This window comes from Actinoplanes sp. NPDC049316 (assembly GCF_040677315.1).
Taxonomy (GTDB): Bacteria; Actinomycetota; Actinomycetes; order Mycobacteriales; family Micromonosporaceae; genus Actinoplanes.
Map to the genome: position 1 here is coordinate 18,410 of NZ_JBFAQM010000016.1, position 18,746 is coordinate 37,155.

At 72.1% G+C, this 18,746-nt stretch carries 15 protein-coding genes and 1 pseudogene; 10 read left to right on the forward strand and 6 right to left on the reverse strand.

Going from position 1 to position 18,746, the window contains the following annotated elements:
• Positions 1-131: 131 nt before the first annotated feature.
• Positions 132-1,457, forward strand: a complete 1,326-nt coding sequence (locus AB0K03_RS23365; protein ID WP_364688157.1) for a TIGR04013 family B12-binding domain/radical SAM domain-containing protein — start codon at positions 132-134, stop codon at positions 1,455-1,457.
• 48 nt (positions 1,458-1,505) lie between these two features.
• Here AB0K03_RS23365 and AB0K03_RS23370 read toward each other — a convergent pair whose 3' ends face one another.
• Positions 1,506-2,624 carry a pyridoxal-phosphate dependent enzyme gene (locus tag AB0K03_RS23370; RefSeq protein ID WP_364688159.1) on the reverse strand — a complete coding sequence of 373 codons (1,119 nt, stop codon included), beginning with the start codon at positions 2,622-2,624 and terminating at the stop codon, positions 1,506-1,508.
• A gap of 210 nt (positions 2,625-2,834) precedes the next feature.
• Between AB0K03_RS23370 and AB0K03_RS23375 the strand changes: the two genes are divergently transcribed.
• Together AB0K03_RS23375 and AB0K03_RS23380 are read left to right on the forward strand one after the other, a co-directional pair.
• Complete coding sequence (locus tag AB0K03_RS23375; protein WP_364688161.1) at positions 2,835-3,311, forward strand: Hsp20/alpha crystallin family protein; 477 nt, start codon at positions 2,835-2,837, stop codon at positions 3,309-3,311.
• A 767-nt stretch (positions 3,312-4,078) separates the two neighbouring features.
• The gene (locus AB0K03_RS23380) at positions 4,079-4,747 is read left to right on the forward strand and encodes a GGDEF domain-containing protein (protein WP_364688163.1); all 669 of its coding nucleotides are present in this window, start codon (positions 4,079-4,081) and stop codon (positions 4,745-4,747) included.
• A gap of 67 nt (positions 4,748-4,814) precedes the next feature.
• Here the strand turns inward: AB0K03_RS23380 and AB0K03_RS23385 are convergent, their stop codons facing one another.
• The 3 genes from AB0K03_RS23385 to AB0K03_RS23395 form a co-directional block, all read right to left on the reverse strand.
• Positions 4,815-5,750, reverse strand: a complete 936-nt coding sequence (locus AB0K03_RS23385; protein ID WP_364688165.1) for a DUF5995 family protein — start codon at positions 5,748-5,750, stop codon at positions 4,815-4,817.
• 81 nt (positions 5,751-5,831) lie between these two features.
• On the reverse strand, positions 5,832-6,803 hold the full coding sequence (locus AB0K03_RS23390) for a pyridoxal-phosphate dependent enzyme (protein WP_364688167.1): 972 nt from the start codon (positions 6,801-6,803) through the stop codon (positions 5,832-5,834).
• A gap of 4 nt (positions 6,804-6,807) precedes the next feature.
• Positions 6,808-8,211, reverse strand: a complete 1,404-nt coding sequence (locus AB0K03_RS23395; RefSeq protein WP_364688169.1) for an AMP-binding protein — start codon at positions 8,209-8,211, stop codon at positions 6,808-6,810.
• A gap of 129 nt (positions 8,212-8,340) precedes the next feature.
• Here AB0K03_RS23395 and AB0K03_RS23400 point away from each other — a divergent pair.
• The 6 genes and pseudogenes from AB0K03_RS23400 to AB0K03_RS23425 form a co-directional block, all read left to right on the forward strand.
• Positions 8,341-8,412 (forward strand): annotated as a pseudogene (locus AB0K03_RS23400) (TetR family transcriptional regulator); the annotation flags it as partial.
• A gap of 118 nt (positions 8,413-8,530) precedes the next feature.
• Positions 8,531-10,684 carry an alpha-galactosidase gene (locus AB0K03_RS23405; RefSeq protein WP_364688171.1) on the forward strand — a complete coding sequence of 718 codons (2,154 nt, stop codon included), beginning with the start codon at positions 8,531-8,533 and terminating at the stop codon, positions 10,682-10,684.
• Entirely contained in the window at positions 10,650-11,024 is a 375-nt protein-coding gene (locus AB0K03_RS23410) for a substrate-binding domain-containing protein (RefSeq protein WP_364688427.1), read from the forward strand. The genes AB0K03_RS23405 and AB0K03_RS23410 overlap by 35 nt, the downstream gene beginning before the upstream one ends.
• 81 nt (positions 11,025-11,105) lie before the next feature.
• Entirely contained in the window at positions 11,106-14,471 is a 3,366-nt protein-coding gene (locus AB0K03_RS23415; protein ID WP_364688173.1) for a family 16 glycoside hydrolase, read from the forward strand.
• A 96-nt stretch (positions 14,472-14,567) separates the two neighbouring features.
• Positions 14,568-15,023 carry a DUF6924 domain-containing protein gene (locus tag AB0K03_RS23420; protein ID WP_364688175.1) on the forward strand — a complete coding sequence of 152 codons (456 nt, stop codon included), beginning with the start codon at positions 14,568-14,570 and terminating at the stop codon, positions 15,021-15,023.
• Between the two features lie 54 nt (positions 15,024-15,077).
• Positions 15,078-16,034, forward strand: a complete 957-nt coding sequence (locus tag AB0K03_RS23425; RefSeq protein WP_364688177.1) for a helix-turn-helix domain-containing protein — start codon at positions 15,078-15,080, stop codon at positions 16,032-16,034.
• Positions 16,035-16,084: 50 nt separating this feature from the next.
• Here the strand turns inward: AB0K03_RS23425 and AB0K03_RS23430 are convergent, their stop codons facing one another.
• A complete protein-coding gene (locus AB0K03_RS23430; RefSeq protein WP_364688179.1) occupies positions 16,085-16,630 on the reverse strand; it encodes a hypothetical protein in 546 nt (181 codons plus the stop codon).
• 196 nt (positions 16,631-16,826) lie between these two features.
• Here AB0K03_RS23430 and gap point away from each other — a divergent pair, with 196 nt between their 5' ends.
• On the forward strand, positions 16,827-17,822 hold the full coding sequence (gap, locus tag AB0K03_RS23435) for a type I glyceraldehyde-3-phosphate dehydrogenase (RefSeq protein WP_364688181.1): 996 nt from the start codon (positions 16,827-16,829) through the stop codon (positions 17,820-17,822).
• A gap of 299 nt (positions 17,823-18,121) precedes the next feature.
• On the opposite strand, the gene AB0K03_RS23440 is transcribed toward gap, so the two are convergent.
• Complete coding sequence (locus tag AB0K03_RS23440) at positions 18,122-18,691, reverse strand: DM13 domain-containing protein (RefSeq protein WP_364688183.1); 570 nt, start codon at positions 18,689-18,691, stop codon at positions 18,122-18,124.
• Positions 18,692-18,746 lie beyond the last annotated feature (55 nt).

Genomic DNA, 18,746 nt, shown 5'->3' on the forward strand with positions numbered 1-18,746 from the left:
TCCCACACAAGCACGGTCAGCACCCACCTGATCAGGCGGCCGCCGACGTACATGAGCGAACCGTTCGCGACGGCCGACACTCCGACGGCCCGCAGTCGAGATCCCCCTCGGCGAACTGGCAAAATCGCCGGATGAGTGGTCCTGACCTGGTCCTGGTGCTGCGCTACCGCAAAGCCGTCACGTACGGCTTCCACGTACTCCTCGGCGCCCTCGAGCAGCACGAGACCACCACCCGATACGAAGTCCGCTTCGGCGACACCCCCGAATCCACCGCCGAACACATCCAGAACGCGCTCACCACCGGCGCCAAGGTGCTCGTCCTGTGGTCCTTCTACTCCCCCGACGCCGCAGCACTCGCAGAAGAGCTCGCCCGCATCCGTGAGCTCGCGGACGGCCCCTGCGTGCTCCACATCGCCGGCGGCGTCCACGCCACCGCCGAGCCGATGCAGACCCTCGACGCCGGCTGGGACATCGCCGCGGTCGGCGAAGGAGAAACCACCCTCCTCAAGCTCGTCGACGCCGTCGGCGAACCCGCCGGCATCACCGGCTTGGCCTACCGCGACGATGCCGGCGACATCATCAAGACCGGCCGTCCCGAGCGCCGGCCGCTCGACGACTTCCGCGGCTTCTCCTTGAGATGGGACCGTTTCAACGCTCTGGAAATCACGAGAGGATGTGTCTTCTCGTGCCGCTTCTGCCAGACACCATTCATGTTCTCCGCACGGTTCCGGCATCGGAGCGTCGCGAACGTTCGCTGGCATGTCGATCGGATGCGGGAGCGGGGCCTGCGGGACGTCCGGTTCATCACGCCGACCGCGCTGTCGTACGGCAGCCAGACCGAGGAGCCGAACCTGGCCGCGGTCGAGGAGTTGCTGGCGAGCTGCCGGGAGGGGATCGGGCCGAACGGGCGGGTGTTCTTCGGGTCGTTCCCGAGCGAGATCCGGCCCGAGCATGTCAGCCGGGACGCTTTGCGGCTGGTGAAGAAGTACTGCGACAACAACAACATCATCGTGGGGGCGCAGTCCGGGTCCGACCGGGTTCTCGACGCGGCCAAGCGCGGGCACGGGGTCGAGGAGGTCAAGCGGGCCGCTCGGCTCGGCATCGAGGAGGGCTTCCAGATCAACGTGGACATGATTTTCGGGATGCCGGGCGAGAACCGGGACGACGTCGACGATTCGCTGCGGCTCGCCCGAGAGCTGGCCGACCTGGGCGCGCGCATCCATGCCCACACGTTCATGCCGTTGCCCGGAACGCCGTGGCGCGACGCCCCGCCCGGCGATGTGGACCCGGCGACGATCTCCGAGGTGGACCGGCTGTCGCAGCGGGGCGCGCTCTACGGTCACTGGCAGAAGCAGCGTGACCATGCCGTACGCCTGGCCGCGGCCGCCGAGGCGTACCCCCGTCCGGGTCGGAGCCGCACGATCCTGCCGACTCTGCCGCCGGCTGGGAGCTGCTGATGCAGCTGACGAGGCTGGCCACGCTGCCACCGGCCGGGAATTGCTGATTCAGTCCAGGAGGCGGGAGACGGCGTCGGCGGCCTTCAGCGCCGTACCCGTCAGGATCAGGACCGTGGTGTCGCCCGGCCGCAGCGCACCGGCCTGGCGGAAGGCTCGCACGGCCGGCAGGACCATCGCGCTGGTCGGTTCCGCGTAGAGGCCCCGGGCGGCGAGCTCGCGGGTGGCCGCCGCGATGTCGGTCTCCGTCACGGTGGTCATGGCGCCGTCCGATGCCCTGACCGCCCCGAGTACCTCTCGGTCGCGGACGGGCCGGGCTATGGCCGTACCCTCCGCGATCGTCGGGCTCCACTCCCCTGCCGTGACCGACTCGGCTCCGGCGGCGAAGGCCGCCGCGAGCGGGCTGCAGTTGCGCGGTTGCGCGACCAGCAGCCGGGGCCGGCGGGTGATCGCGCCCGATGCCAGCAGTTCGCCGAAGCCGAGGTGCATCCCCAGGACCAGGCTGCCGGCCCCGCACGGCACGACGATCGCTTCCGGCGCGGCGAACCCGAGGTCCTCCCAGATCTCGTACGCGAGAAGCTTGACGCCCTGCAGGAAGAACGGGTGCCAATTGTGGCTGGCGTAGAACGTCGAGGTGGAGCGGCGTACGGCTTCGTCCGCGGTGGCCTGGCGGCTGCCCGGGATGAGGTCGACCGTGGCGCCGTGCAGCCGGCTCTGCTGGATCTTGGCCGGGGAGGTGCTCGCCGGGGCCAGGATGGTGGCCCGGATGCCGGCCGCCGCCGCGTACGCCGCGACCGACGAGCCGCCGTTGCCGCTGCTGTCCTCCAGCATCTCGCCGACGCCCTGGTGGCGCAGCGCGGACATCATCACGCTGGTGCCGCGGTCCTTGAAGCTGGCCGTCGGGTTGAACCACTCGGGTTTGACGTGCACCACCGAGCCGTCGATCTCCAGCGGCAGCATCGGGGTGGTCCCCTCGCCGAGCGTCACCGGCCGCCCCAGCCCCGGCGGCAGCGCGGCGGCGTAGCGCCACTGGGACCGTACGGCCGTGTCGATGTCGTCGCGGGTGATCCCCGGCAGGGCAGCCACCATGAGCGGCGAGCCGTCGTCCCCGCGCCAGCGGGGCTCGCCCAGGGGGTATTCGCGGCCGGACCGGTCGAGCAGCGAGGTCATGCCGCCGATCCTCGCAGACGGCGGAAAAATCTTGCCGGAAGGGCTTGGCACTCACCCTCCGACAGTGCTAAATAATGACTTGTCGCTGCAGCTCAACCACGGTGATGAACCACCTCGGGCGTGCTGCACGACCCTCGGCAGAGCTGATCCGATCGCCGAGCGCCACGCGCCCGCCGGACCGGCCGGCGGGCCTCACGAGGAGGTGCATCCGTGGTGCTGACTTTCGATCCTTTCCGCGAGTTCGACCGCCTGGCCGGGCAGATGTTCGGCACCGCTTCCGGTGCCGCCGGCGCCCCCACCGTGGCGATGCCGATGGACCTGTACCGCTCCGGTGACCACTTCGTCATGCACTGCGACCTCGCCGGCGTCGACCCCGGCTCGGTCCAGGTCGACGTGGACAACCACGTCCTGACGATCCGGGCGGAGCGGTCCCCGCGCACCGACAACGACGTGCAGTGGCTGCGCCGCGAGCGGGTCACCGGCACCTTCGAACGGCGCCTGACCCTGGGCGACGGCCTCGACCTCGACAAGATCTCCGCGACCTGGCAGGACGGCGTGCTCACGCTGACCATCCCCGTCGCCGAGGCGGCCAAGCCCCGCCGCATCGAGATCTCCCGGAGCGCCGGCCACGACCGTCAGGTGCTCGAGGGCACGGCACAGGACGCGCCCGTCATCTCGCATTCTTGATCCCCTCGCACCTCTGGTAAGGCGGCCGGGCGGGCGGTGCGCCCGCCCGGCCACACCTTCCACCTCGGGATGGTCAGGCCGCCCACCGCTGCTCACATCGGTATTCCTCCCCGCGCCGCCCCGGCCCGGCGGCGCAACGAACCTGCCGGGTGCGGAGCCCACGCCGCGCCCGGCAGGCCCCCACTCCAGGCGGGCGGTTCGCCCGCCGCTTTCCGTACCGCAGGCGGGCGGTTCGCTCGCCGCTTCCTCACCGCAGGCGGGCGGTTCGTCCGCTGCGAGTACCCCTCCCGGGCGGGCGGTGCGCCCGCCCGGGGCCGGGTACGCTCCCCGGCCCACGCCGAACCGGAGCGCCGTTCACCGACAGGAGCGGACCGCCCAGCGCCCGATTCCTCCCCTTCCCGGCCCCGGCGTACTAGGGTCGTGCGCTGAGAGTCGCGCCGTAAGCGCTCAGGGTCGCCACCCTGGCGCCGATGGACCGGAGCGTGAACGTGAGCGCCGAGACCGTGGAAGCCACCATCGAGAGCCTGGTCGCGGACGTCTACGTCAGTCACGCCGGGGCTCGCTGACCGGGCCGCCGACCTCGTACGCCGGGCCGAGGCCACCGGGGACCGCCGGCACGCCGACCTGGGCCGGCTCGTCATCGCCGAGCTGCACAACCGGGGCGGTCTCGCTGCGCTACTTCAACGTGGCCGGCGCCCGCGCCGGACTCGTCCTCGGCCCCCACGAGGGGCGGGCGGGTCGCCGAGGGCGTACGGCAGGCCCGCGAGGTGCTCGCGCTGCGCATGATCGCCGGCTGCCACGTCGAGCTGGGCGACTTCCGCGCCGCGTACCAGGAGATGGTCGACTTCCACGAGGCCTGGACCCTGCGCCGCTCCGAGCGCAGCGAGGTCGTGGCCCGCGTCGCGCACGCCCAGTACGCGGTCGACGAGGCGCAGCGCACCACCGAGCGGTTCCGCGAGATGGCCGAGCGCGACGCGCTGACCGGGCTGTGGAACAGGCGCCGCTCGGACGCCCGCCTGGCGGCGGCGCTGGACACGCCGCCGGCCCGCCGGGGCCCGGTGAGCGTCGCGCTGCTCGACCTCGACCACTTCAAACTGATCAACGACACGTTCAGCCACGCGGTCGGCGACGTGGTGCTGCGCCGGGTCGCCGCGATCCTCGCGGAGGCCGACGGGCACGCCGGGCGGCACGGCGGGGAGGAATTCATCCTGATCATGAACGTGGCCTGTGCGGAGGCGGCGCGGTGCTGCGAGGCCCTGCGGGCAGCGATCCACGCGTACGCCTGGGAGAGCGTCGCCGCAGGCCTGAGCGTGACCACCAGCATCGGGACGGCCGTGCTGCGGCCGGGCGACGACGCCCCCGCGGTGCTGCGGCGCGCCGACAAGAACCTGTACGAGGCCAAGCGCGCCGGCCGTAACCGCCTGATCGCCGAGTAGGACAGAGCCGGCGGCCCAGTGGGGGCAGGCGGCGACGCACCGGCAATCGGCCGCTGAGAAGCGGCCGTCAGCGGCGGAACATGCGGCGGAGGCCGCTGCGGCAGACGTCGCGACCGGCTCGCAGGGCGGCGCCCGTGCGGTTCACGACGCCGTCGCCGGTGATGAGCAGCTCGCCCACGTACGCGGAGGCGCGGTCCATCACCAGCGCCGCCCGGGCCAGGTCCTCGTCGTCCTCGCGCAGCTCCCAGAGCCGTAGCGCCTGCTCCCACGCGTGTGCGCGGGTCGCGGCCACGAGGACGCGCTGGCTCCAGTCGTCGAGGTCGCCGACCAGGGCGTCGATGCGCATCTGCAGGGGCGTCGAGTAGCGGCGGCGCAGCCGCGGGATCTCCTGGTAGAAGATCTTGTTGACGAGCAGGTAGTCGGGGTGGATCGGGTCGTCCTCGGTCGGCGTCATGCCGGTGCGGCGCCACGTGGCCGTCAGCGCCCAGGCCAGGTCGTGGTTGATGTGCGCGTTGACGCCCAGCATCGCCGCGGCGAGCTTGCTGACCCGCTTGTCCTGGGCCCGGCGGAAGAGCACCTCCCAGGCGTCCGGGGTGGCGCGGTTCTCCTCGCCCCAGAGCCGCAGCGCGTCGAAGTACCGCTTGGCGAACTCGACGTCGAGCAGCTCGAGGAACTCGGGGTCGTGCACCTCGCTGCCCTGGAGCGCGCCGGCGACGCGGTCGGTGATGGTGAAGTAGAGCGAGTTGAACGACGCCACGCGGTTGGCGGCCGGGGGCGGCAGCTTGTCCATGATCTCCTGCGCCTTGCGCAGCCCGCGGAGCACGTCGCCGATGGTCTCGACCCGGCAGGCGCACAGGTCGGCCATCTCGCGGGAGGCGGGCTCCCAGCCGCGCCCCGCGGGCACCAGGCCGGGCTCGTCGCGCGCGATCCGGCGCCGCTCCTCGCGCAGCAGCTCGGCGCTGCTCTGCACGCCCCCGCGATCGAACTGCACTGTCGTGGTCATCTCGGCCCCCCGGCCCCCCGATAGTCCCGTCAGGTGCTTCACCCTGCTCAAACACCGCCCGGTTGACCAGTGGAGAGGCAGCTACCCGACAGTAGGGCCGGGGCCTGCGAGCAGGGCGCCGAACCGGGCGGTGTCGATGTTGCCTCCCGAGATGATGACCCCGGCACGCCCGCCGGCGCGCACCTTTTTCGCCAGCAGGGCGGCGAGGCCGGTCGCGCCGCTCGGTTCCATGACGATCCGCAGGCGTTCGAAGGCGTGGCGCATCGCCGTACGGATGTCGTCGTCGCTGACGAGCACGACCTCGTCGATCAGGCGGCGGTTGACCGCGAAGGTGAGCTCGCCGGGTGTCGGCGCGGCCTGACCGTCCGCGATGGTCCGCGGTACGGGGATCGTGACGCGCGCGCCCGCGGCCAGCGAGCGGCGGGTGTCGTCCCCGGCCTCCGGCTCCACGCCGATCATGCGGATGCCGGGCCGCACCTGCGTCGCGGCGGTCGCGCAACCGGCCATGAGCCCGCCGCCGCCCACGGGCACGACCAGCGTGTCCAGCTCGCCGACCTCGTCGAGCAGCTCCAGCGCCGCGGTCCCCTGCCCGGCCATCACGTGCGGGTGCTCGTACGGCGGGATCAGCGTGAGCCCCCGCTCGGCGGCCAGCGCGGCACCCAGCGCGACCCGGTCGCCGGTGTAACGGTCGTAGGTGACGACCTCCGCGCCGTATCCCTCGGTGGCGGCCTGCTTGGACGCGGGGGTGTCCTCGGGCATGAGGATGACGGCCCGGCTGCCGAGCTCCCGGGCGGCCAGCGCGACCGCCTGGGCGTGGTTGCCCGACGAGTACGCCGCGATCCCCCGCTCGAGTTGCTCCGGCCCGAGTTGCGCGCACGCGTTGTACGCCCCGCGGAACTTGAAGGCGCCCGTACGCTGGAAATTCTCGCACTTCAGAAACACCTCGGCGCCGACGAGGGCGTCCAGGGTCCGCGAGCGCAGCACCGGCGTGCGATTGGCGACGCCGTCCAGCCGCCGGGCCGCGGCCTGTACGTCGGTCAGGGTGATGGGCACGTCGTCAGCTCTCCTTCAGGCGGCTCTTCTGGACCTTGCCCATGGCGTTGCGCGGGAGGTCCGGGACCAGGTGCACGACGCGGGGCCGTTTGTGGGCGGCCAGGCGGGCGGCGACGAACGCCACGAGCTCGTCCGGCGCGGCCGGGCCGTCCGCGACCACGTAGGCGGTGATCTGTTCGCCCAGATCCGGGTCCGGGGTGCCGATCACGGCGGCTTCGCGTACGGCGGGATGCAGCAGCAACGCGTCCTCGACCTCGCCCGCGCCGACCCGGTATCCGCCGGTCTTGATGAGGTCGGTGGAGGCACGCCCGACGATGCGGTGCCAGCCGTCGGGACCGATCGTGGCGACGTCGCCGGTGGCGTACCAGCCGTCGGTCAGCGGCGCGGGGGTGACGCCGCCGTCGCTGCGGACGTACCCGTCGAAGAGGGTGGCGCCGCGGACCTGGAGCCGGCCGATCGCCGTCGTGCCGGCGGCCAGCGGGGCGCCGGCGTCGTCGACGAGGCGGGTCTCGACGCCGGTGACGGGCAGCCCGACGTGGCCGGCACGGCGTTCGCCGCCGGCGCGGGCGCTGACGGTGATGAGGGTCTCGGTCATGCCGTACCGCTCGACGGGCGCCTGGCCGGTCAGCGCGACCAGGTCGTCGAAGACCGGAACCGGGAGCGCGGCGCTGCCGGAGACGAGCAGCCGTGCGCCGCGCAGCGCCCGGGCGGCGGCCGGGTCGGCGCACACCCGGGACCACACCGTAGGCACGCCGAAGTAGAGGGTGCCGCCGGCTGCCGCGTACGCCTGCGGGGTGGGCCGTCCGGTGTGCACCAGCCGCGACCCGGTTCGCAGCGCGCCGAGGACCCCGAGCACCAGCCCGTGCACGTGGTACAGCGGCAGCCCGTGCACCAGCGTGTCGCCGTCGGTCCACTCCCACGCCTCGGCGAGCGCATCGAGGTCGGCCGCGATCGCCGCGCGCGAGAGCACCACGCCCTTCGGCGGCCCGGTCGTGCCGCTGGTGTAGAGCACGAGCGCCGGCCCGGCCGCGGCGGCCTCGCCGGGCGGCGTCCCGGACCGGTGCCGCCGCGAGACCGGGACGACGGGAAGGCCGCTCGTCCCAGCCACGGCGGGATCGTCGGACAGCAGCACGTCCGCCCCGGAGTCGCGCAGCACGTGCGAGCGCTCCAGCTCGCCCGCGTCCGGCGGCACCGGCACGACGGGAACGCCCGCCAGCAGCCCGGCGGTGACCGCCACGACGGCCGGCAGCCCGGGCACGGCATGCACCGCCGCGATCCGGACACCGGCCAGGTCGGCGGCGACGGCCGACGCCCACCCGAGCAGCTCGTGCCGCGACAGCACGCCGCCGGGCGCGGTGACCGCACGATCGAGATCCGCCTGGTCCTGCAGGGCTCCGAGCAACCGCATGCCCCGATGATTCCCTATCCCGGCGCAGGCCGCGCACGGCTGCGGGCACGTCGGCCCAGTGGTGCTGACTGAGCAACGACACGATCGGGTCGAACGTGGCGTCCTCGTACGGCAGGCGAGCGCATCACCGTGCAGGACGTCCTGGACCGCGCCGACGTGGGCCGTTCCACGTTCTACGCGCACTTCCGGGACAAGCAGGCGCTGTTCGAGTCCTGCTTCGACGACCTCCGCAGCGGCCGGCCCGCCGTGTCGCTTGACCGGTCTCCGGCGGGCCCGCATGCTGCAGATCGATCGTTCAGCACGGCGGGAGGAGACCCGGGTGACCGTGGCCCTCACCGCGGGCGGTGTGACGGTCCTCGCCGATCTCAGCGAACGCCGGCTGCCCGCCGTCACCTACTGGGGTCCGGAGCTGCCCGGGCTGGATGCGGAGCTGGCCGCCGCGCTGACCGCCACGTCGTACCCCGTGGCCGGGTCCGACGATGCCGAGCCGCGCCCACGGGTCGCGCTGCTGCCCGAGCACCGCACCGGCTGGCTGGGCCGCACCGGGCTCAGCGGCTCCTTCGCGGGAGTGGACTGGTCGCCCGCCTTCACCACGACGTCGGTCACGCTCGACGGGCTGCCGGTGGGCGGGTTCACCGCCGCCGGTGCGGGCCGTCTGGAGGTCACGGCGGCCGACGACGCCGGCCGCCTGGAACTGCGGGTCGTGCTGGAGATGCTGCCGCCGGGCCTGCTGCGGGTACGCGCTGCCGTGCGCAACCTGGCCCCCGAGACGTACGGGCTGGACGAGCTGGTGCTGGCGCTGCCCGTGCCGTCCGAGGCGGTGGAGCTGCTGGACTTCGGCGGCCGGCACACCCTAGAGCGCGTGCCCCAGCGCGGCCCTTTCGGCTTCGGCGCGCACGTACGCGAGAACCGCAAGGGCCGCACCGGCGCGGACAGCGCGTACCTGCTGCACGCCGGGACGGCGGGGTTCGGTTTCGCGGGCGGCGACGTCTGGGCCGTGCACACGGCGTGGAGCGGCAACCATCTGCACTACGCCGAGCAGGTGTTCACCGGGGAACGCCTGCTCGGCGGCGGTGAGCTGCTGCTGCCGGGCGAGGTGCGGCTGGCGACCGGGGAGGCGTACGAGAGCCCTTGGGTGTACGCAGCGTACGGCTCGGGCCTCGACGAGGTGGCCCGCCGTTTCCACCGCCACCTGCGCGCCCGCGAACGTCCCGTCCCGGCGCAGCGGCCGGTGACCCTGAACGTCTGGGAAGCCGTCTACTTCGACCAGGACCCCGACCGGCTCCTCGACCTGGCCGAACGCGCCGCCGCCCTCGGCGTGGAACGGTACGTCCTCGACGACGGCTGGTTCTCCTCGCGGCGCGACGACCGTTCCGGGCTCGGCGACTGGGTGGTGTCCCCCGATGTGTGGCCGGACGGGCTGCACCCGCTCGTCGACCGGGTGCGCGCCCTCGGCATGCAGTTCGGGCTCTGGTTCGAGCCGGAGATGGTGAACCCGGATTCCGGCGTGGCCCGCGCCCATCCCGACTGGATCATGGCGGCCCGCCCGGAGTGGCCCGTCGAGTCGCGCCACCAGCAGGTCCTCAACCTCGCGATCCCGCAGGCGTACGAGCACGTCAAGTCGCAGATGGTGGCGATCCTCAAGGAGTACGCGATCGGCTACGTGAAGTGGGACCACAACCGCGACCTTGTCGAGGCGGGCGACCGTACCCGTCAGGGCCGTCCCGGTGTGCACGCGCAGACCCTGGCCTTCTACCGGCTCCTCGACGACCTCCGCGACACGTTCCCCGAGCTGGAGATCGAGTCGTGCTCGTCCGGCGGCGCCCGGGTCGACCTGGCCGTGCTCGAACGCACCGACCGGATCTGGGTCTCCGACAACATCGACCCGCACGACCGCCAGCGGATGCTGCGCTGGACCACCCAGCTCGTGCCGCCGGAATACCTCGGCTCGCACATCGCCTCCGGGCGCTCGCACGTGACCGGCCGCCGGCACGACCTCGGCTTCCGCGCCGCGACCGCCGTCTTCGGCCACCTCGGCATCGAGTGGGATCTCGCGGAGGCCACCGCCGGGGAGCTCGCCGATCTGGCCGGCTGGATCGCCTTCTACAAGCGGGAACGCGCCCTGCTGCTCGCCGGCGACCTGGTCCGCATGGACGGCTACGACGACCGCGTTCTGGTCCACGGCGTCGTGGCGCCCGACCGCTCCCGCGCGCTGCTCGCCATGGCGGTGACCGACAGCATCCTGCCCGACCCGGCGGTCCGCCTGCGCTTTCGCGGCCTCGACCCCGGCCGCCGCTACCGCCTGCGCCCGGTGCTCGTCGGCGGCCCGCCGTCGGGGCTCCTGCCGCCGCGCTGGTGGGGCGAGGACCGATCGGGTCAGGTGCTCACGGGGGCCGCGCTGGAGCGGGCGGGGGTGGCCTGCCCGCGCGTCCACCCGGATCAGGTGGTCCTCTACCGCGCCGACGCGGTGTAGGAACGCGACTGCGGCCGCGTCCCCACCCCTTACCGTTCGCCTTGGCCAGCAGGTACAGCTCGCCCCGGCGGTCGGTGCCGAAGCGGCGCGGCGCATCCCGGTCCCCGAGCGGATGTCGGTGGCGGGTTTCGACGACGTGTCGGTCGCCGCGGACCTGGCGCCGTCGCTGACGACCGTACGGCTGCCGATGACCGGCATGGGCCGGATGGCTCTGGAGCCGGCCCTCAAGCCGCCGTCAGGGCGTCCACGACGGCGCCCCACCGGGCACACGCTGATGATCCGCGACTCCACCGGCCCGGCACCGCGGACTTTTGTTTCGGAAGACAAAAGTTCTCATTGATGGTGGCGAAGTTATGGACTGCTACAGGAAAGAGACCTAACGTGACGCCATTGATACTCGTCGCTGCCATTGGAGCGCTCGATGAGAAGACTGTTCCCGCTCTCCGTGGTGTCCTGCGCGGCCGTCCTCGGCAGCCTGCTCACCGCCACCCCCTCGGCCGCCGCCGTCCCACCGCAGGAGCCCGGCGTGACGCTGCGGACGTACGACCTGCAGACGTCACGTGACTCCATCTGCACGCTGAAGTCCGGCCAGACCCCGAACGTCGACAAGCTTCTGCCGTCGATCAACTGGACCACCGCCGCGGACTTCGGCCTCGAGGACCACTTCCAGTCCGAAGTGATCGCCAACCTGAACGTCGCCACGGCGGGGTCGTACGCCTTCCGGCTCACCAGCGACGACGGCTCCCGGCTGCAGATCGACGGCACGACGGTGATCAACAACGACGGCGCGCACGGACCCACCGCCGTGACCGGCACCGTCAGCCTGACCACCGGCTACCACGCCCTGCACGCCGACTTCTTCGAACGCGACGGCGGCCAGCAGCTCACCCTCGAGTGGCAGCCGCCCGGCGCCGGCTCCTTCTCGGTCGTGCCCACGTCCGCGCTGAGCACCGATGCCGGCGTGGTGCGGGTGACCGCGCCCGGCCGTAAGGAGTGCGAGGCCTCGGGCGACTCCCCCGGCGACGGGCTGCCGCTCACCTCGGTCCACCCCGGCTACACGCTGACGAGCCTGCGCCCCAACGGCTTCCAACCGCAGGTGAGCGCGATGGACTGGTTCCCGGACGGACGCCTGGCGATCGCCACCTGGGGCGGCAGCGACACCGTCGCCGGCGAGGTGTACGTCCTCAGCGGCGTCACCGGCGCCACGTCGCCCAGCCAGGTCACGTACAAGAAGATCGCGACCGGCCTGCGCGAGCCGATGGGGCTGAAGATCGTCGACGGCACGATCTACGTGTCGCAGAAGCACGAGCTGACCGAGCTCAACGACACCAACGGCGACGGCGTCATCGACCAGTACCGCCGGGTCGCCACGTGGCCGTTCGACGGCAACTTCCACGAGTTCGCGTTCGGCCTGCTCTACAAGGACGGCTACTTCTACCTGAACCTGTCCGTCTCGATCGACCTCGGCGGGGCGACCACCGTGCCGCAGGGCTCGGCGAACCGCGGCACCAGCCTGAAGATCAACCGGTCCACCGGTGCGGTCCAGTACGTCGCCGGCGGCCTGCGTACCCCCGACGGCATCGGCTGGGGTCCCGAGGGCGACGTCTTCGTCACCGACAACCAGGGCGGCTGGCTGCCCGCCTCCAAGCTCGTGCAGATCAAGCAGGACCGGTTCTTCGGCCACTACACCGACCCCGACGGCCCGTTCGACGGCCAGCCGGTGACCCAGCCGGTGCTGTGGCTGCCGCAGAACGAGATCGCCAACTCGCCCAGCACCCCGCTGATGCTCGACTCCGGCCCGTACGCGGGTCAGATGATCTTCGGCGACGTCACGTACGGCGGGATCCAGCGCGCCTACCTGGAGAAGATCAACGGCCAGTACCAGGGCGCGGTCTTCCGCATGACCCAGGGCCTCGAGATGGGCGTGCTGCGCACGAGCCTCGGCCCGGACGGCGCGCTCTACGTCGGCGGGCTCGGCGCGGGCGGCAACTGGGGTCAGGAAGGCAAGCTCACGTACGGCCTGCAGAAGCTGACGCCCAACGGCAGCGGCGTCTTCGACATCAAGGCGATGCGGGCGGTCGCGGGCGGCTTCGAGCTCGAGTACACCCAGCCCGTGTCCGCCGACACCGCCGCGAACCTGGCCGCCCGGTACCGCGCCGAGCAGTGGCGCTACGTGCCGACCCCGGCGTACGGGGGCCCGAAGGTGGACGAGGAGACGCTGCCGGTGGCCTCGGCCACCCTCTCCGCCGACCGGCTGAAGGTGACCCTCAAGCTCAACGGGCTCAAGCCGGGCCGGGTCGTGCACGTCCGCTCGCCACGCCCGTTCACCTCCACGTCCGGCGCGTCGCTGTGGAGCACCGAGGCCTGGTACACCCTCAACAGCCTCGCCGACGGCACCACGCTGAAGACCGACCAGGTCGAGGCCGAGAACTCCGGGCTCAGCGGCGGCGCGGGCGTGGCGACCGACCACACCGGCTACACCGGTTCCGGCTTCGTCGCCGGCTACGGCACCGTGGGCGCGGCCACCACGTTCAGCGTCAACGTGCCGGCGGCCGGCTCGTACCCGGTCTCCCTGCGGTTCAGCAACGGCCCCAACCCGTCCGCCGGCGCCAAGACCGTGAGCCTGTACGTCAACGGCAGCAAGGTACGCCAGCTCAGCCTCGCCGACACCGGGAACTGGGACACCTGGGCCATCAAGGCCGACACCGTGACGCTGCGGGCCGGCGGCAACACCATCGCGTACAAAGTGGACAGTGGCGACGTCGGGCACGTGAACCTGGACAACCTGACCGTCGGCTCCGCCGGTTCCTCTCCCGGCGCACCCCGCACCGGCACGATCACCGGCATCGGCGGCAAGTGCCTCGACGTCGACAACGCGAACGCGGCGGACCGCACCAAGGTGCAGCTGTACACCTGCAACAACTCGTCCGCGCAGAGCTGGACCCGCGACGGCGACACGCTGCGCGCCCTCGGCAAGTGCCTGGACATCGACAACGCGGGCACCGCCAACGGCACCAAGGTGCAGCTCTACACCTGCAACAACAGCGCCGCGCAGGTGTGGCAGCAGCAGGCCAACGGCTCGCTGCTCAACCCGCAGTCCGGCAAGGTCCTCGACGCCGCCGGCGGCTCCAGCGCGGACGGCACGCCGGTGCAACTCTGGGAATGGGCGAACGTGGCCCAGCAACGCTGGACCCACAACGGCACCAGCCGGGTCACCCTGTTCGACGGCGGCACCCTGAACGCCTTCCAGAACGCCGACGGCAGCGCGCCGGCCTGGCCGGTCTCCGGCGGCTCGGCCGAGGTGCTCGGCGGGGACCTGCGGACCAAGCAGACGTACGGCGACTTCAAGCTGCACGCCGAGTTCTGGCTGCCCAACCTGCCCAGTGACGTGACCGGGCAGCAACGGGCGAACAGCGGCATCTACCTGCAGGACCGCTACGAGCTGCAGGTGCTCGACACGTACGACAAAGCCACCCTCGCCAACGACGAGTGTGGGGCCATCTACCAGAAACGGGCGCCGTCGGCGAACGCCGGCACGGCGCCGGAGACCTGGCAGACGTACGACGTCACGTTCCGCGCGGCCCGTTACAACGGCTCGGCGAAGACCGAGAACGCCCGCGTCACCGTGGTCTGGAACGGCACGACGGTCCACGACAACGTCGAGATCGACGGCCCGACCGGCAACGGCGCCGCGGAGGGACCGGGCTTCCTGCCGATCCGCCTGCAGGACCATGGCGATCCGGGCGCGAACGTGCGCTACCGCAACATCTGGATCGAACCCGCCTGACCGTACGGGCAGGGGCCGCGCACCGGCCCCTGCCCCAACGGACATCGCGCCCGTGCGCCCCTGGATGACGCCCGCCCGGGTCGCCACAATCGCGGCATGAGACCGGTCATCACCGCGGAGGACGTGGGCGACAGCACCCTCGTCGTCCGCACCGACTACTCCGACGAGACCGCGTGGCGTGCCGTCGTCGCGCACCTGTCGGCGGATCCCGACTCGGCCAACCACCTGGTGGAAGGCCCGGCCTGGAACGGCGCGACCGTCGACGACGTCCTGGCCGCGACGCCCCGCGACCACCCCGACGGCGTGGTCTTCATCGCGGACGCCGCCACGATGCAAGACCCGCACCCGCTGCTCGCGGTCACCACGGTGCGGCGCGAGGACTGCGAGGACCCCGAGGATCACGCGTACGAGCTGAGCAACGGCCGGGAGTTCCGGGTGCTGCCGGCGGGGGTGCTCGACGTCAGCGCGAACCTGTTCATCGCGAACATGGACTTCCCGGAGTTCGCAGCGATGGCTCAGCGCGACCCGTCGGGGTGGTACCGCGGGGTCTGACACAGCCGCGCTCATCACCCGTGGCGTCCCCCCGCTTTGTCTACGCTGGGTCGCGTGCCGGAGTCTCGCCTGCGCCGCGTCGCCGTCCTCGTCCTCGACGGGGCGAAACCGCTCGACGTCGGCATCCCGGCTCAGGTGTTCACGACCCGGGCCAGCATGCCGTACGAGGTCCGGGTGTGCGGCCCGGCGCCGGGCCTGGTGACCGGGGGCGACGGCCTCTCCTACCACGTCGCCCACGGCCTCGGCACCCTCGAGTGGGCCGACATCGTGTTCGTCCCCGGCTACCGCTTCCCGGACCGCGACGACCCGCCCCCGGCCGTCGTGCAAGCCCTCACCGCGGCGCACACCCGCGGCGCCCGCCTCGCCGCCATCTCGACGGGCGCGTTCGCCCTGGCCGCGACGGGCCTCCTCGACGGCAGACGCGCCACGACCCACTGGCACTACACCCGCGCCCTCGCCGCGAAGCACCCCGGCATCCGGGTCGACGAGAACGTCCTGTTCGTCGACGAAGGCGGCGTCCTCACCTCGGCCGGCGCCGCGTCGGGCATCGACCTGTGCCTGCACATCCTGCGCGGCGACCTCGGCGTGGCCGCCTCCAACCACGCGGCCCGCCGCCTGGTCGCGGCCCCCTACCGCAGCGGCGGCCAGGCCCAGTACGTCCCCCGCAGCGTCCCCGAACCCCTCGGCGAACGCTTCGCCGCCACCCGCGAATGGGCCCTGCACCGGCTCGGCAAACCCCTCACCCTGGACATCCTCGCCCGCCACGCAGCGGTGTCGCCCCGGACGTTCTCCCGCCGCTTCGTCGAGGACACCGGCCACACCCCGATGCAATGGGTCCTGCGCGCCCGCATCGACATGGCCCGCGAGCTGCTGGAACGGTCGCAGCGCAGCGTGGAGCAGGTGGCCGCGGACGTGGGCCTGGGAACGGGCACGAACCTGCGGCTGCATTTCCAGCGCATCCTGGGAACGACCCCGAGCGACTACCGCCGCACCTTCGCCAACGGCGAATGACCCACGCGGTCGACCTGCCGGCCGGCGCTGCTCTTCGCTGTGGACCCGGTTTACGGCAGGAACTGCTCCTGCACCTTCACGACCTTGCCGTCCTTGACCGTCAGCCAGTAGAGCCTGTGCTCCAGCCGCTCCTTGAGCCCGGCGACCCCCACCTCGTTGTCCGCGGTCGAGCCGCCGTCGGTCACCAGCACCGGCACCTTGGCGGCCAGCGGCAGGGTCCGCTTCTTCTTGTTGTCGTTGACGATGAGGTAGTCGTTGGGCGGCGTCTCGTCGCCGGAGTCGGGGTACCGATTCTTCCACTCCTTCGCGGCCTTGTCGCCGGTCAGGAACTCGACGAGGTCCATGGTGAGCGTGCCCTCGCCGACAGCGGTCACATACGCGGGCCAGCGGCCGTCCCCGATGGCGGCCTGGGTGCCGGACGTCGCCGGCTTCGTACCCGATGTTCCCGGCTTCGTGCCGGAGGTGGCGGGCGTGTGCTCCTCGCCGGTCGGCGTCGCGGCAGGCGGTGTCGTCGAAGCTGTCACCGGGGTGGAGTCGTCCGGCTTGTTCTGGCAGCCGGCGACCAGCAACGTCGAGGCGATCAGCGCCACGACCACGGGACCGACGGTACGGTGCGGGTGCATACCGCAAGATCCCACGTCCGCGGCCGCCGGGCGGGCAGATACCCGACAGTCGCGCACCTGATGGTTGACACACGGAAGCGTGACCAACAGCCGGCCGTGGCGTGATCCTTGCGAACCGTGGCGCTCGCGCCGCTGTCCCGGGCGGGGCACCGGAGGCGAATCTGAGGGCATGACTCGTATCGCGATCAACGGATTCGGCCGCATCGGACGCAACGTCCTGCGTGCCCTGCTCGACCGTGACAGCAAGCTCGAGGTCGTCGCGGTCAACGATCTCACCGAGCCGGTCGCTCTGGCGCGGCTGCTCGCGTACGACACGACGGCCGGGCGGCTGGGGCGGCCGGTGACGGTGGACGGTGACGCCCTGGTCGTCGACGGCCGCCGCATCACGGTGCTCGCCGAACGCGACCCGGCGCACCTGCCGTGGGCGGAACTCGGCGTCGACGTCGTGCTGGAGGCCACCGGCCGATTCACGTCCGCCCGGGCCGCCCGCGCCCACCTGGACGCCGGCGCCCGCAAGGTCCTCGTCGGCGCCCCGTCCGACGGCGCCGACGTCACGCTCGCGTACGGCGTCAACACCGACGCCTACGACGCGAGCAAGCACACGATCATCTCGAACGCCTCCTGCACGACCAACGCGCTCGCGCCGCTCGCCGCGGTGCTCGATCAGCTCGCCGGCATCGAACACGGCTTCATGACGACGGTGCACGCGTACACGCAGGAGCAGAATCTGCAGGACGGCCCGCACCGCGACCCGCGCCGGGCCCGCGCGGCCGCGGTCAACATCGTGCCGACCACGACGGGCGCGGCGAAGGCCATCGGCCTCGTCCTGCCGGCCCTCGACGGCAGACTGTCGGGCGACTCGATCCGCGTCCCGGTCCCGGTCGGCTCGCTCGTCGAACTCAACACGACGGTCTCCCGCGACGTCACCCGCGACGAGGTCCTGACGGCCTACCGCGTCGCGGCGGAGGGGCCGCTCGCCGGCGTCCTCGAGTTCTCGGAGGACCCGCTCGTGTCGTCGGACATCACGGGCAACCCGGCGTCGTCGATCTTCGACTCGGCCCTCACCCGCGTCGACGGCCGCCATGTCAAGGTGGTCGCCTGGTACGACAACGAGTGGGGCTTCTCCCACCGTGTGATCGACACACTGGAGCTGCTCGCCGCCTGATCCTGTCACGGGCAGGCGGATCGGCCCGACGCCGACGGGATCGGCGCGGCATGCCCGGGCCGCGGCGGAAGCCTGTGCTTCCGCCGCGGCAGCCGGCATCGGGATCGGACCTGGCAACCGCCGGCGACGCCGGAAGCGACAGCTGTCCAGCCGCGCCCCGGCCCGGACGCGTGAAGGTCCAGACTGCCGGCACAACAGGCTCGCGATGATCCGAACGCGCCAGCCCCGCGGCCCACGACGGCGGAGCGGAACCCGAAGCGCGGAGCAGCCCGAGTCGCGTGGTGGTGCGCCGGCGTGGCTCATTGCAGGAGCGCCGCGCCGAAGGATACGGAGAAGCGTTTGCACCAGATGCTGATGCTTCGGTAGCTGTCCAGCTCGACGTCGGCCGGGACCGGGTAGACCTGGTTGCCGCGGTTGCCCTTGAGACGGCCGAGTTCCACATGACGGCCGTCGTCGAAGATGCTCCAGGCTTTGGTGCCGGTGATGGCGTTCTGGTCCGTCAACCACACCCGCAGGTCGGGCCCGTCCGACGTGTCGAGACCGACGAGCTCGAGCTGGTGGGTGCCGTCGCCCTTACGGACGAGACGGGCGGCGCCCGTGGTGTCGTGCTCGTGGCTGACGAACGTCCCCTCCCGCACCACGACGGGTTTGGTGGAAGAGCCGGCTGGGGACTCCGCTGGAGGTGTTGCCGAGGACGGCGCCGCGGCGGGAACCGAGGCCGGTGAATCGGCCGCGGAGAGCTGATCCGCCACGGTGGTGTTGGTGACGAGTCGCCACGGCTGGAACCAGAACAAGCCGACCGCCGCGCCGGCACCGAGCGCGGCGATCACCAGCCAGGTCACGGGTCTGCTGAGAAGTCGTCGGATCACGGGATCGAGTCAACCGGGCGCGGCCGGGCGACGGAAGAGATCAACTCCTTACCGA

Coding starts and splice junctions, on each gene's coding strand:
- AB0K03_RS23370 (WP_364688159.1), bottom strand. CDS start 2,624: ATGACCTCGCTGCTCGACCGGTCCGGCCGCGAATACCCCCTGGGCGAG.
- gap (WP_364688181.1), top strand. CDS start 16,827: ATGACTCGTATCGCGATCAACGGATTCGGCCGCATCGGACGCAACGTC.
- AB0K03_RS23395 (WP_364688169.1), bottom strand. CDS start 8,211: ATGCGGTTGCTCGGAGCCCTGCAGGACCAGGCGGATCTCGATCGTGCG.
- AB0K03_RS23420 (WP_364688175.1), top strand. CDS start 14,568: ATGAGACCGGTCATCACCGCGGAGGACGTGGGCGACAGCACCCTCGTC.
- AB0K03_RS23365 (WP_364688157.1), top strand. CDS start 132: ATGAGTGGTCCTGACCTGGTCCTGGTGCTGCGCTACCGCAAAGCCGTC.
- AB0K03_RS23415 (WP_364688173.1), top strand. CDS start 11,106: ATGAGAAGACTGTTCCCGCTCTCCGTGGTGTCCTGCGCGGCCGTCCTC.
- AB0K03_RS23385 (WP_364688165.1), bottom strand. CDS start 5,750: ATGACCACGACAGTGCAGTTCGATCGCGGGGGCGTGCAGAGCAGCGCC.